Below are 12,562 nucleotides of genomic sequence, written 5' to 3'. Positions count from 1 at the left end.
GAAGCAGTCTTGCCCACCGGTCGTGCGATGAAGAGGACTCCCGTGAACTTTCTGTTGCTGGGCCCGCTTTCCGTCCGGTTGAACGCGCGTGAGGTGCACGTGTCGGCGCCGAGGCAACGCGTGGTCATGGCGGCGCTCCTCCTCAACGCCAACCGGGTGATCTCGGTCGACCGGATCGCCGAGTACGTCTGGGACGGCGCCCCGCCGCCGAGTGCCGCCGCGACCGTCCGCACCTACGTGATGCGCCTGCGGCAGTCGCTGGGCGAGCACGCCTCCGCCCGCATCCTTACCCGGGCCCCCGGCTACCTCCTGGAACTCGGCGAGCACGAGAGCGATCTCGGACAGTTCACGGCCCACCGCCGGCGCGCGGCGGAGCTGGCCGAGCGCGGAGACCTGGAGAGCTCCTCCGCCGAGCTGGCCGAGGCACTCGCCCTGTGGCGCGAGGAGCCTTTGGCGGACATCCCGTCGCGGACGCTGCGCGATGTGGAGGGCCGCTATCTCCAGGAGCTCCGCCTGCAGACCATGGAGCTGCGGTTCGACGCGGAGCTGGCGCTGCTCCGGCACGCCAAGGTCGTGCCGGAGCTGGTGCGGCTGGTGCGGAAGCACCCCTTACGGGAGGCCCTGGTGGGCAAGCTGATGCTTGCGCTGTTCCGCTCGGGCCGGCAGTCGGAGGCCCTGGATCTCTACCGGCGCACCCGGACACTGCTCGTCGAGCAGCTCGGCGCCGAGCCGAGCGCCGATCTGTGCGAGGTCCACCGGCACATCCTCTCGGCCCGCGACCGGCCTCGTACGCCTGACCCGCTGGAGCACCCCGCGAAGGCCCCGGAGGCGGCCGTCGCACCGGCGTCGGCCGCTGCCTGGGAAAGGTCCTGCTGGCCCAGTCCGGCGCAGCTTCCCTCGGTGCCGCTGCCGCTGTCGGCCCGCTCCGATGCGCTGGCGCGGCTGCAGCGCTTCCTCACGAACGGCACGATGCCCGCGGGCATGGTGGCGACGGCAGTGGTGACCGGCCGGGGCGGTATCGGCAAGAGCGCCTTGGCCCTGCACGCGGCGCACGCCGTGCGCGATTCCTCGACGCACGGCCAGCTCTATGCGGATCTCGGCGGAGCGGAGCGCCCACTGACCTCCCGGGCGGTGCTGCCGCGGTTTCTGGCGGACCTCGGTGTGCCCCGGGGCGAGATACCCGAGGAGGAGTCGGAACGGGAGAGCCTCTACCGCTCGCTCACCGCGGGCCGCCGCCTGCTGGTGGTACTCGACAACGCCTCCAGCACCGCGCAGGTGCGGCCACTGATACCGGGCAGCGGCAGCAGCAGACTGCTGGTGACCAGCAGACGGCGGCTGGCCGATCTGGAGGGGGCGCGCACCCTTCTGCTCGGCCCGCTGGACAAGGCCGGGTCGCTGGAACTGCTGGGCAGCATCGTCGGCCCGGACAGGGTCGGTGTCGAACCGCGTGCGGCCCGTACGGTGCTGACGGTCTGCGCGGGCCTGCCGCTGGCGATCCGCATCGCGGGGACCCGGCTGCTGGAGCGCCCGCACTGGAGCATCGGGCACTTCGCCCGGCGGCTCACGGAGGCCCCGCGGCTGCTGGACGAACTGTGCGCGGGCGACCTCGGTGTGCGGCCCTGCCTCGACGCCGACCACGCCGGGCTCCAACGGACGGCGCCGGCCGGGGTCGACCCGGCCGAGGTGTTCACCGCACTGGGAGCCGCCGGAGCGTGTTCGGTCTCCAGCAGCAGGGTCGCCGTGATGACCGGCTGTTCCGAGGCACAGGCTGAGGAGGCCCTGGACTCCCTGGTCGAGGCGAATCTGCTGGGTGCGCCGACGGCGGGCCACTACCAACTGGACGCGCTGCTACGGGCGTACGCCCGCGAGCGGGCACAGGCAGTCGCCGTACGGCAGCACGGTCACCCGTACATGCGCGCCGGGTGACCGTCCCGGTGACGGGTACCCGGCGGCCCTGTCCCCCTCGCCCCGATCCTTTCGACCCGATCTCCTTCGACCCGATCCCCTTCGAGAGGACACTCGCGCCATGGCCGACCAGACAGCAGCGACCCACGACCTTCTCGCCTACGTCCGGAAGGTCTCCCTCCGTGACGACGATCTCCTCAGGGAGCTGCGGGAGACCACCGCGGACCTGCCGGGCGGGACCGCCATGCAGGTGATGGCGGAGGAGGGCCAACTGCTCGCCCTGCTGGTCGGATTGACGGGGGCGCGGGCAGTGCTGGAGATCGGCACCTTCACCGGCTACAGCACCCTGTGCATGGCCCGCGCGCTCCCGGCCGACGGCGTGCTGGTGTCCTGCGACATCGACGACCGGTGGCCGGCCATCGGCGCCGACTTCTGGAAGCGGGACGGGGTCGACTCGCGGATCGACCTGCGGATCGGCGATGCCGCCGCGACCCTGGACGCACTGCTGGCGGAGCGCGGGCCGGAGAGCTTCGACCTGGTGTTCATCGACGCGGACAAGGCCAACTACGTTGGCTACTACGAGACGTCGCTGGCGCTGCTGCGCGCCGGCGGTCTGATCGTGGTCGACAACACCCTCTTCTTCGGCCGGGTCGCCGATCCGGCCGCCGTGGACCCGGAGACCGCCGGGGTCCGGGCTCTGAACCGGGTGTTGCACAAGGACCCTCGGGTGGAGCAGTCACTGCTGGTGATGGCCGACGGGATCACCCTCGTCCGCAAGCGCTGAGGGTTGGGGGCCGGAGCCCGGGAGCACCGGCCGCCGCGGCGGTCACGACGTTCCCGGGCCCCCTTCCGGCATGCTCAGGTCGGGTGCGTCCACGCTCATGACGGTGGACACCACGCGCGGGCCGGGCACCAGGTGGAGGCGCTGGAGTCCGGTGCTCTCCGGAGCCGGTGCGAGGACGGCGGCGCACGGGCACGGGGTTTCGTCCAGGCCCCCGAGGCCCGCGAACCGGTAGGCGATCTCCATCATCCGGTTGCGTTCGGTAGCCCGGAAGTCCGCCACCAGGTGGACTCCGGACCGGGCGGCTGCGTCGGCCAGCCAGTTCAGCAGGGTCGCGCCGGCGCCGTAGGCGACGACCCGGCAGGAGGTGGCGAGCAGCTTGAGGTGCCACAGGCCCGGGTGCCGCTCCAGGAGCAGGACGCCGACCGCGCCGTGCGGGCCGAACCGGTCGGTGAGGGTGACCACCAGGACCTCGTGCCGGGGGGCGGTGATCAGGCCGCGCAGCACCGCGTCCGGGTAGTGGACCCCGGTCGCGTTCATCTGGCTGGTGCGCAGGGTGAGTTCCTCGACCCGGGAGAGCTCATCGCCGGTGGCCCGGCCGATACGCATCCGCAGGTCCAGGGAGCGCAGGAACTCCTCGTCGGGGCCGGGGGCGGCGGCCCGCTCGGCCTCGCGGCGGAAGCCCGCCTGGTACATCCGGCGGCGCCGCCGGGAGTCGACGGTGCTGGTCGCCGGGGTGAACTCGGCGAGTTCGGGGAGGGCGAGGACCTGCTCGGCCGGGTAGCACCGTACGTCGGGCAGGTGGAAGGCCACTTCGGCCCGTTCGGCGGGCCGGTCGTCGACGAAGGCGATGGTCGTGAGCGCGAAGTTCAGCCGGTCGCCGATCCGGCGCACCGACTGGGACTTGGCGCCCCACCCGATCTCCGGCAGGACGAAGTACTCGGCCACGCCGAATGCCTCCAGCCGGGCCCAGGCGTGCTCGTGGTCGTTGCGGCTGGCGATGGACTGGAGGATGCCGCGGGAGTCTAGCTCGATCACCACCTTGCGCACCTCGTCCGGCAGGTGCACCTCGCCGTCCTCCAGCAGGGTGCCCTGCCAGAGGGTGTCGTCCAGGTCCCAGACCAGGCACTTGACGGTCTCGGCCATGTCGTCCTTCCTCGTCTCGTCGGCCGCGGGCCCGCTCACGGTGCCCCCGGGGCGGAGAGGGCGTGCTGGGCCAGCATCAGCCGGCACAGCTCGTTGCTGCCCTCGATGATCTCCATGAGCTTGGCGTCCCGGTACGCCCGGGCCACCGCGTGCCCGTCCCGGGACCCGGCCGAGGCCAGTACCTGGACGGCGGTCGCCGCGCCCCGGGCGGCCTGCGTCGCGCCGACGTGCTTGGCCAGTACGGTCGCCACCACCTGGTCCGGCGACCCTTCGTCCCAGCAGCGGCTGGCGTGCTCGCAGACCCGCGCGGCCACCTGCTCGGCCGTGTAGATGTCGGCGATGTGCCCGGCGACGAGCTGATGCTCCGCGAGCGGTCTGCCGAACTGCTCCCGTCCGGCGGCGTGCGCGGTGACCGCAGCCAGACAGGCCCGCAGGATGCCCACGCACCCCCAGGCGACGGACATCCGCCCGTAGGCCAGCGCGGTCGTCACCAGCAGGGCGGTCGGCAGCCCGTGACCGCCCAGGACGCTGTCGGCCGGCAGCCGCACCCCGTCGAGATGTACGTCCGCGTGTCCGGCCGCACGGCAGCCGAGCGGGGCGGCGATCCGCTCGATCCTGACGCCGGGCGTGTCGGTGGGCACCACGACGGCCACCGCGCCGTCCTCGTAGCGGCCGACGACGACCAGCAGGTCGGCGTAGTGGGCGGCGGTCACCCACTTCTTGTGTCCGTCGACGACGACCGCGTCGCCGTCGCGGCGGACGGTCGTCGTCATCGCCGCGAGGTCGCTGCCGGCGCCGGGCTCGCTGAAGCCGACCGCCGCCAGTCCGCCGCCGGTCAGCTGGGGAAGATGGGCGGCCGACTGCTCGGCGGTGCCCAGGCGTTGGATGGTCCATGCCGCCATGCCCTGGGAGGTCATCACGCTGCGCAGCGAGCTGCACAGGCCGCCCACGTGGGCGGTGTACGCGCCGCTGTGCAAGCTGCTGAGCCCCCAGCCGCCGTACTGCTCCGGAATTTCGGCGCACAGCCGGCCCTCGGCGCCCAGGTCGCGGAGCAGGTCCAGCGGGATGAGGCCGGTCCGGTCCCACTCCCCCGCCAGGTCTCCGACCCGAAGGGTGACGGAGGTCATGGCGCCGCTCAGGTCCTCACCCATGCCGGCCCCCGGCGGTGGGCACCTGGAGCCGGTCCACCAGCTCCGCCATCCGCCGTACGGTGCGGAAGTTGTCAAGCCGCAGGTCCGCGCCGCGGACGGCGATGGCGTAGGTCTTCTCCAGGTGCACCACCACCTGCATGGCGAACAGGGACGACAGGCCGCCGGCGTCGAACAGGTCGGTATCGGCGTCCCAGGCGGTTCCGGTGCGTCCTTCCAGGAATCCCAGCAGTTCCTTCTCCAGGTCGTGGGTGTTGGGCGTGTTCGCTGTGGTCATGGCCGTCTCCTCGTCGGGGTGATCAGGTGTAGTCGTAGAAGCCGCGTCCGGACTTACGGCCCAGCCGGCCCTCGCGGACCAGCCGGAGCAGCAGTTCGGTGGGACGGCAGCCGTCGTCGCCGGTGCGTTCGTGGAGCACGGTGAGGGAGTCGACGAGATTGTCGATGCCGATCAGGTCCGCGGTGCGCAGCGGGCCGGTGGGGTGCCCCAGGCAGCCCTGCATCAGAGCGTCGACGTCCTCGGCGGTCGCCGTGCCCTCCTCCACGACGCGGGCCGCGTCGTTGATCATCGGGTGCAGGATGCGGCTGGTCACGAAGCCGGGTGCGTCCCGGACGACCACCGCCCGCCGCCTCAGTGCCGTGAGCAGGGCCGCCACGGCGGCCATCGCGGGGTCCCCGGTCCTGGCGCCGCGGACCACTTCGGCGGTTCCGATCAGATATGGCGGGTTCATGAAGTGGGTACCGACCAGTTCTTCCGGCCGCTCCAGGGCCCCGGCCAGTTCGTCGACGGGGATGGAGGAGGTGTTGGTGATCAGCAAGGTTCCGGGCCGGACCAGTCCGGAGACCTCGGACAGTACGGCGGCCTTGATCGCGGCGTTCTCGGTGACCGCCTCGACGACGGCCGTGGCTCCGGCGGCGGCCTTGAACGAGGTGTCGGTGGCCAGGGTTCCGAGGGGCGTCCCGGCGGGCAGGGCGCCCATCAGCTCGGCCAACCGGAGTTCGCCGTCGATCAGGTCCGCGGCTCGGTCGAGCCGTTCCCGGTCGATGTCGACCAGGTGGACCGGCAGGCCGTGTCCGAGGGCGAGGACGGTGATGCCGACGCCCATCACCCCGGCTCCCAACACGGTGAGGGCGGGTCGCTGGGACGGGTCGTCGTACGGGGCCGCGGTCAACGGGTTCTCCTTCGTTGTCACAGGTCGTCGGGGGTGAGGAGAGTGGTGCCGAGCCAGTCGGCGACGGCGTCGCCGGTTGTCGCGACATGCTGTTCCATGATCGAGAAATGGTCTCCGGGAACGTCGACGACGGTGTCGGCACCGGCCCAGGACGAGCGCCAGTCACCGGCTTCGGCGGACGGGCGGCCGAGCGGGGTGGAGGCGCGGACGACCAGCAGCGGGGCGCGGACCGCCGGAGGGTTCCAGTCGTCGAGCAGACGGAAGTAGCCGCCCATCGCGGTCAGCCGGGTTCCGTCCATCGGGGCCGCCCGGTCCTCGCGGGCGAACATGCCGCCCAGCAGGACGTCGTTGAACTGGGTGATGCCCTGGTTGTCGGAGAGGTAGGTGTCCAGCAGCACCACGGCCGCCGGGCCTCCGCCGCGCTGTTCCAGCGCGGCGGCCACTCCGTGGGCGAGCGTGCCGCCGGAGGAGGAGCCGACCAGGACGAGCGTCCGTCCGGGCAGTTCCCGGAGCAGTGTCGTCGCCTGGAAGTCCAGCAGGGCCGGCATGTCGGCGGGCAGTTCCTCCTCGGGGGTGAACCCGGGGGCGTCCAGGGCGACGACGGCGTATCGGTCCCGGAAGCGGGAGGCGAACCGGGCGTACTGGTGGGCGCCGCCGAGGGCGACGACGGAGCCGAAGCAGACGAGTACGGGGGCGTCGGCGCGCTCGTTCAGGCGCACCAGCCGCGGCCCGGTGCCGGCGGCCGCGAGGTCGCTGCCGCTGTGGAAGGCCGGGCGCAGGGCTGAGGCGTTCTTGATCAGGGCGATGCCCTCGTCGATCCGACCGAGTGCGCAGGCCCGGCGGAACAGCACGCTCACCGGGTCGGTGTCGGCGGTATCGGTGCCGGGTGCTCCGGCTCCGGTTGCCGTTTCGTCTCCGGTTGCCGTTTCGGTTCGGGGGGTGTCCGTCGGGGCCTCGGCGGCGAGGCGCGCCGCGAGCGCGGCGGGGGTGGCGCTGTCGAAGACGGCGGAGGGCCGTAACCGCAGTCCGGTGATGGCGGCCAGCCGGTTGCGGAGCTCGACCGCGGTCAACGAGTCGAATCCGACGGAGAGGAAGGGCACTGTCGCGGACAGCGCCCCTGAGTCGGTGTGGCCGAGGACTTCGGCGGCCTGGGCGACGACGAGTTCGCACAGGACCAGCTCGCGTTCCTGTGCGTCGGCGGCGGTGTCGAGCCGGTGCCGCAGCGCTGCGGCGGCGGTCGGCGTCCCCTTCGCTCCGGTCGTCGCGGTCGGGCTGCGCCGGACCAGGGAGCGCAGCATAGGGTGCACCGGACCGCCGCCGCGCGCGCTGAGGTCGAGGTGGGCCAGGACGACGGGGCTCCCGTCTCCCGGCGGGGCGGCGTCCACGGCGCACGCGGTGTCCAGCAGCGCCATGGCCTCAGCGTCGGAGAGGCCGCGGGCACCGCGCCGGTCGATGCGTCGCCGTTCGGCATCGCCGAGCTCCGCCGTCATCCCGCTCACCCGCTCCCAGGGCCCCCAGGCCAGGGACAGGCCCGGCAGCCCGAGCCGTCGGCGTTCCGCGGTGAGGGCGTCGAGCGCGGCGTTGGCGGCCGCATAGGAAGCCTGGCCGGGGCTGCCCAGTACGCCCGCGGCGGAGGAGAAGACGACGAACGCCGAGAGGTCCGCTCCGCGCGTCAGCTGGTCGAGGTGGCGGGCGGCGTCGAACTTGGGCCGCAGGACGGCGGCCATCCGCTCCCCCGTCAGCCCGTCCAGCAGACCGTCGTCGAGCACTCCGGCGGTGTGGACCACGGCGGACAGCGGATGGCGTTCGGGGATGGCCGCGAGGGCGGCGGCCAGTGCCTGACGGTCCGACACATCGCAGCTGACGGAGGTCAGTTCGGCTCCGACCTCGGCCAGCTCCGCCGTCAGCTCCGGCATGCCGGGGGCGGCGGCGCCGCGGCGGCTCAGCACGAGGAGGTGACGTACCCCGTGCGCGGCGACCAGGTGGCGTGCCAGGACGGCCGCGAGAGTTCCGCCGCCGCTCAGCAGTACCGTCCCCTCGGACGGCCCGAACGAGCCTGGCGACCGGGTCGCTGTCGCGGGGCCGGGGGGCGTGGTGGAGGTGGTGGCCGCCGGCCGTACCAGCCGGGGCGCGTACAGGACGCCGCCGCGCAGGGCCGCCTGTGGTTCGCCCGTGGCCAGGAGATCGGCGAGCGCGTCGCCGAGACCGTCCGGATCCGGCCCTTCGGTGTCCAGCAGCACGAACCGGTCGGGGTGTTCGAGCTGAGCGGTCCTCAGGATGCCCCAGACGGCCGCCGCGCCGAGGTCCGCCGGCTGCGGCCGCGCGCCGAGCGGGCCGGTCGCACCCCCGGTGAGCACCACCAGGGGCGTACGGGCGGTGGTGTCGTCGGCCAGGTGGGCCTGGATGCGGCCCAGGACCCCGGACGCGACCGCGTGCACCGCCTCGGGGTCCTGGTCATGGGCAAGAACGTCCGCGGTCGCACCGTCCGCGGTCACGGTGTCGGCGGACGGGGGGCAGGCCAGCAACATCGCGTCGGGTGTCGCGGACCGGGGTTCGGCGGGGAAGGCGACCGGCAGCAGCCGCTCGTCCCGCGGGCCGAGGAGGCCCCAGCGGGTGACTGGGCGCGGGCCGGGCCCGGCAGTGACCGGCGTCCAGCCGACGTGGAAGACGGAGCCTGAGGACGCTCGCAGCGCGGCGGTGGACGCCGTGCGCAGGGTGAGCGAGCCGACCGTCGCCACGGTACGCCCCGAGAGGTCGGTGATCCGCGCGGCGACGGCGTCGGGGCCGTCGGGGCGCAGCCGGACGCGCAGCACCGGCTCATCGGAGGTTTCGATCGCGACGCGCTGCCAGGAGAACGGCAGAGGGACGCCGTCAGCGGGCTCCGCGGTCCCCGCGCTTTCGCGCAGACCGGCCGTCTGGAGGGCTGCGTCCAGGAGGGCCGGGTGCACTGCGAAGCCGTCCGCTCCGGTACCGGAGAGGTCATCGGGCAGGGCCACTTCGGCGTGGATCGTGTCCGTGGTGCGCCAGGCGGCGCGCAGGCCCCGGAACGCCGGGCCGTAGGCGACGCCCCGGGCTTCGAGCAGCCCGTACAGTTCGTCCACGTCCAGGGGGACGGCGTCGGGCGGGGGCCACGCGCCGGCCGGTTCGGCCGTGTCGTCCCCGTCGGCCGAAGGGTCCCGGGGGCCGACCGTGCCGGTCGCGTGCCGGGTCCAGGTCCGGGCGGCTGCGCCGGGAGTGGCCTCGGGCCGGGAGTGGAACTCCACCGGGCGCCGCCCCGTCCCGTCCTCGGCCCCCACCCGTACGCGCAGTTGCACGGCGTGGTCGTCGTCGGCGTCGCCTGGCAGCAGCAGCGGGGCGGCGAGGGTCAGTTCCTCCACGAGAGCGCAGCCGAGGCGGCGGCCCACGTGCGCGGCCAGCTCCACGAGGGCCGCGCCGGGCAGGATCACGGCTCCGGCCACGGCGTGGTCGAGTAGCCAGGGGTGTGTGGCCGAAGAGAGCCGGCCGGTGAAGAGGGTGCCCGCGTCGTCGGGCAGTTCGACCTCGGCGCCGAGCAGCGGGTGGTCCACGGCGGACTGGCCGGTGGCCGCCGGGTCCCGGTCGGCCGGCAGGGCGTCGAGCCAGTAGCGGCGTCTCTGGAAGGCGTAGGTGGGCAGGTCCACCCGCTGGGCGCCGGTTCCCGCGAACAGCTGCTCCCAGTCGACGCGCAGGCCCCGGACGTGTGCCTCGGCGAGGGCGAGCTGGAGCCGGCGGAGCCCTCCGGCCCCGCGCCGCAGGGTGTCGAGCACCAGCGTCTCCGGGGCGCCCGCGTCGGCGGCCGTGTCCTCGATCCCGTACATCAGGGCGGGCTGGGGGCTGGACTCGATGAAGACGCGGTGCCCGGCCGCGAGGAGCGAGCGGGTCGCCCGCTCGAACTCGACGGTCTGCCGGAGGTTGCGGTACCAGTACTCGGCGTCCAGGGCCTTCGTGTCCAGCAGGCCGCCGGTCACGCTGGAGTAGTACGGCACCGCACCCGAGAGGGGGGTGATGCCGTCCAGGTCGGACAGCAGGCGCTCGCGGATCTCCTCCACGTGCGAGGAGTGCGACGCGTAGTCGACTTCGACGGGACTCGCCCATACCCCTTCCGCCAGGAGTTCCTGCACCAGTGCCGTGACCGCGTCCGCGTCGCCCGACACCACCGTCGACGACGGGCCGTTGACCGCGGCCACCGACAGCCGGCCCGCCCACGGGCCGGTGCGCTCCCGTGCCACGTCCACCGGCAACGGCACCGAGGCCATGCCACCGCGGCCCGCCAGCACCCCCACCGCACGGGAACGCAACGCCACCACACGGGCCCCGTCGTCGAGGCTCAGGCCGCCCGCCACGCAAGCGGCCGCGATCTCGCCCTGGGAGTGGCCGACCACAGCGTCCGGAACGACGCCGAACGCACGCCACACCTCCGCCAACGACACCATCACGGCCCACAGCACCGGCTGCACCACGTCGACCCGCGCCAGCAGCCGCTCCGAGCCCAGCGCTTCCGCCAACGACCAGTCGATGTACGGCGCCAGAGCCCGCCCGCACTCCGCCATCCGTTCCGCGAACACCTCCGATTCACCCAGCAGCTCCGCCGCCATCCCCACCCATTGCGAGCCATGGCCAGGGAACACGAGCACCGAACGGCCCGGGAGCAGCCCGGCACCGGCCACCACGCCCGACGAGCCCACACCCCGTGACAGGGCGGCGACACCGGCCAGCAGCTCATCCCGGTCCGCCCCCACCACCACGGCGCGCTCCGCGAACCGCGAACGCCCCACCGCCAGCGAATGACCCACGTCCACCACGCTCAGACCTGGTTCCGCCACCACCCGCTCGTGCAGCGCCGCCGCCTGCGCGCGCAGCGCATCCGGGGTACGCGCCGACAGTATCCAGGGGACGGCGGTGGGCACCGGCTCCGGCGTGACGGTCCGGTCAACCGGCCTGTCGGTGGCGGCCGTTGGGCCGGTGGGGGCGGGCGGGGCGGCGGGGGCCTGTTCGAGGACGATGTGGGCGTTGGTCCCGCTGGCACCGAAGGAGGACACCCCGGTCCGGCGCGGCCGTCCCGTCTCCGGCCAGGGGGTGGCCTCGGTGAGCAGGGAGACGGCTCCCTCGGTCCAGTCGATGCGGGGCGAGGGGCGGTCGACGTGCAGGGTGCGCGGCATCAGGCCGTGCCGCATCGCCAGCACCGACTTGATCACCCCGCCGACGCCCGCGGCGGCCTGGGTGTGGGACAGGTTGGACTTCAGCGATCCCAGCCACAGCGGACGTCCGGCGGGCCGTTCCTGCCCGTACGTGGCCAGCAGCGCCTGGGCCTCGATGGGGTCGCCGAGCGTGGTGCCGGTGCCGTGCGCCTCTACCATGTCCACCTCTGACGGGACGAGTCCCGCACGGGCGAGCGCCCCGCTGATGACGCGCTGCTGCGCGGGCCCGTTCGGCGCGGTCAGCCCGTTGCTGGCGCCGTCCTGGTTGACTGCCGAGCCGCGGATGACGGCCAGGACGGGATGCCCCGCGCGCCGGGCGTCCGAGAGCCGTTCCAGCAGGAGCAGGCCCAGTCCCTCCCCGAACCCGGCGCCGTCCGCCGCGGACGAGAAGGACTTGCTGCGACCGTCGGGGGCCAGGCCACGCTGGCGGCTGAATCCGACGTACAGGCCGGGGGTGGACATCACGGTCACCCCGCCGGCCAGGGCGAGGGTGGTGTCGCCGGAGCGCAGCCCTTGGCAGGCGAGGTGGACGGCGACCAGGGAGGACGAACAGGCGGTGTCCAGGGTGACCGCCGGGCCTTCCAGGCCCAGGGTGTAGGCGATCCGGCCCGAGGCGACGCTGGGGATGGTGCCGGTACCGAGGAAACCTTCCACTTCGTCGGGCACCTGGTCGAGCCGGGACGCGTATTCGCTGTAGATCACCCCGGTGTATACGCCGGTGCGGCTGCCGCGCAGGGTCGTCGGGTCGATGCCCGCACGTTCCACCGCTTCCCAGGACGCTTCCAGCAGCAGCCGCTGCTGCGGGTCCATGGCAAGGGCCTCGCGCGGGGAGATGCCGAAGAAGCCGGGGTCGAAGCCGGTCGCGTCGTGGAGGAAGCCGCCTTCACGGACGTAGAAGGTGCCGGGGGCGTCGGGGTCGGCGTCGAAGCCGCCCTCGACGTCCCAGCCGCGGTCGGTGGGGAACGGCGAGACCGCGTCGCGTTCCTTGACCAGCAGCTCCCACAGGTCTTCAGGGGTACGCACGCCGCCGGGGTAGCGGCAGCTCATCGCCACGATGGCGACGGGCTCGGCGGAGTCGTCGCGGAGCCGTCGGTTCTCCTGCCGCAGGCGCTGGTTGTCCAGCAACGAGGCACGCAGGGCGGTGACCACCTGGTCAGTGTCGGTGGGCATGGGGTTCGGCTTCTCCTTCTGCGGCTG

General features: G+C 73.4%; 7 protein-coding genes. 2 read left to right on the top strand and 5 right to left on the bottom strand.

Going from position 1 to position 12,562, the window contains the following annotated elements; all coding sequences use genetic code 11:
• The first annotated feature begins 42 nt into the window (after positions 1-42).
• Positions 43-1,926, top strand: coding sequence for a BTAD domain-containing putative transcriptional regulator (locus OG245_RS36140; RefSeq protein WP_371627555.1), 1,884 nt, complete (start codon positions 43-45; stop codon positions 1,924-1,926).
• A 100-nt stretch (positions 1,927-2,026) separates the two neighbouring features.
• Complete coding sequence (locus tag OG245_RS36135) at positions 2,027-2,689, top strand: O-methyltransferase (RefSeq protein ID WP_371627554.1); 663 nt, start codon at positions 2,027-2,029, stop codon at positions 2,687-2,689.
• Between the two features lie 42 nt (positions 2,690-2,731).
• Here the strand turns inward: OG245_RS36135 and OG245_RS36130 are convergent, their stop codons facing one another.
• From OG245_RS36130 to OG245_RS36110, 5 genes are read right to left on the bottom strand one after another with little or no spacing between them, the layout of a single operon-like run.
• Positions 2,732-3,832 (bottom strand): HAD-IIIC family phosphatase, encoded by a 1,101-nt coding sequence (locus OG245_RS36130; RefSeq protein WP_371627553.1) that lies wholly within the window; start codon positions 3,830-3,832, stop codon positions 2,732-2,734.
• A 35-nt stretch (positions 3,833-3,867) separates the two neighbouring features.
• A complete protein-coding gene (locus tag OG245_RS36125) occupies positions 3,868-4,983 on the bottom strand; it encodes an acyl-CoA dehydrogenase family protein (RefSeq protein WP_371627552.1) in 1,116 nt (371 codons plus the stop codon).
• On the bottom strand, positions 4,976-5,257 hold the full coding sequence (locus tag OG245_RS36120; RefSeq protein ID WP_371627551.1) for an acyl carrier protein: 282 nt from the start codon (positions 5,255-5,257) through the stop codon (positions 4,976-4,978). Before OG245_RS36120 ends, OG245_RS36125 begins: the two co-directional genes overlap by 8 nt.
• 22 nt (positions 5,258-5,279) lie before the next feature.
• Positions 5,280-6,149 carry a 3-hydroxyacyl-CoA dehydrogenase family protein gene (locus OG245_RS36115; RefSeq protein ID WP_371627550.1) on the bottom strand — a complete coding sequence of 290 codons (870 nt, stop codon included), beginning with the start codon at positions 6,147-6,149 and terminating at the stop codon, positions 5,280-5,282.
• Positions 6,150-6,166: 17 nt separating this feature from the next.
• On the bottom strand, positions 6,167-12,535 hold the full coding sequence (locus tag OG245_RS36110) for a type I polyketide synthase (RefSeq protein WP_371627549.1): 6,369 nt from the start codon (positions 12,533-12,535) through the stop codon (positions 6,167-6,169).
• Positions 12,536-12,562: the final 27 nt, after the last annotated feature.

The sequence above is a fragment of the Streptomyces sp. NBC_01116 genome (assembly GCF_041435495.1).
In the GTDB taxonomy this organism is placed as follows: Bacteria; Actinomycetota; Actinomycetes; order Streptomycetales; family Streptomycetaceae; genus Streptomyces.
This window is presented reverse-complemented; position numbering and strand designations above follow the sequence as displayed.

Excerpts from the sequence above, each read along its gene's own strand:
- OG245_RS36120 (WP_371627551.1), bottom strand. The coding sequence starts at position 5,257 with ATGACCACAGCGAACACGCCCAACACCCACGACCTGGAGAAGGAACTG.
- OG245_RS36125 (WP_371627552.1), bottom strand. The coding sequence starts at position 4,983 with ATGGGTGAGGACCTGAGCGGCGCCATGACCTCCGTCACCCTTCGGGTC.
- OG245_RS36135 (WP_371627554.1), top strand. The coding sequence starts at position 2,027 with ATGGCCGACCAGACAGCAGCGACCCACGACCTTCTCGCCTACGTCCGG.
- OG245_RS36130 (WP_371627553.1), bottom strand. The coding sequence starts at position 3,832 with ATGGCCGAGACCGTCAAGTGCCTGGTCTGGGACCTGGACGACACCCTC.
- OG245_RS36110 (WP_371627549.1), bottom strand. The coding sequence starts at position 12,535 with ATGCCCACCGACACTGACCAGGTGGTCACCGCCCTGCGTGCCTCGTTG.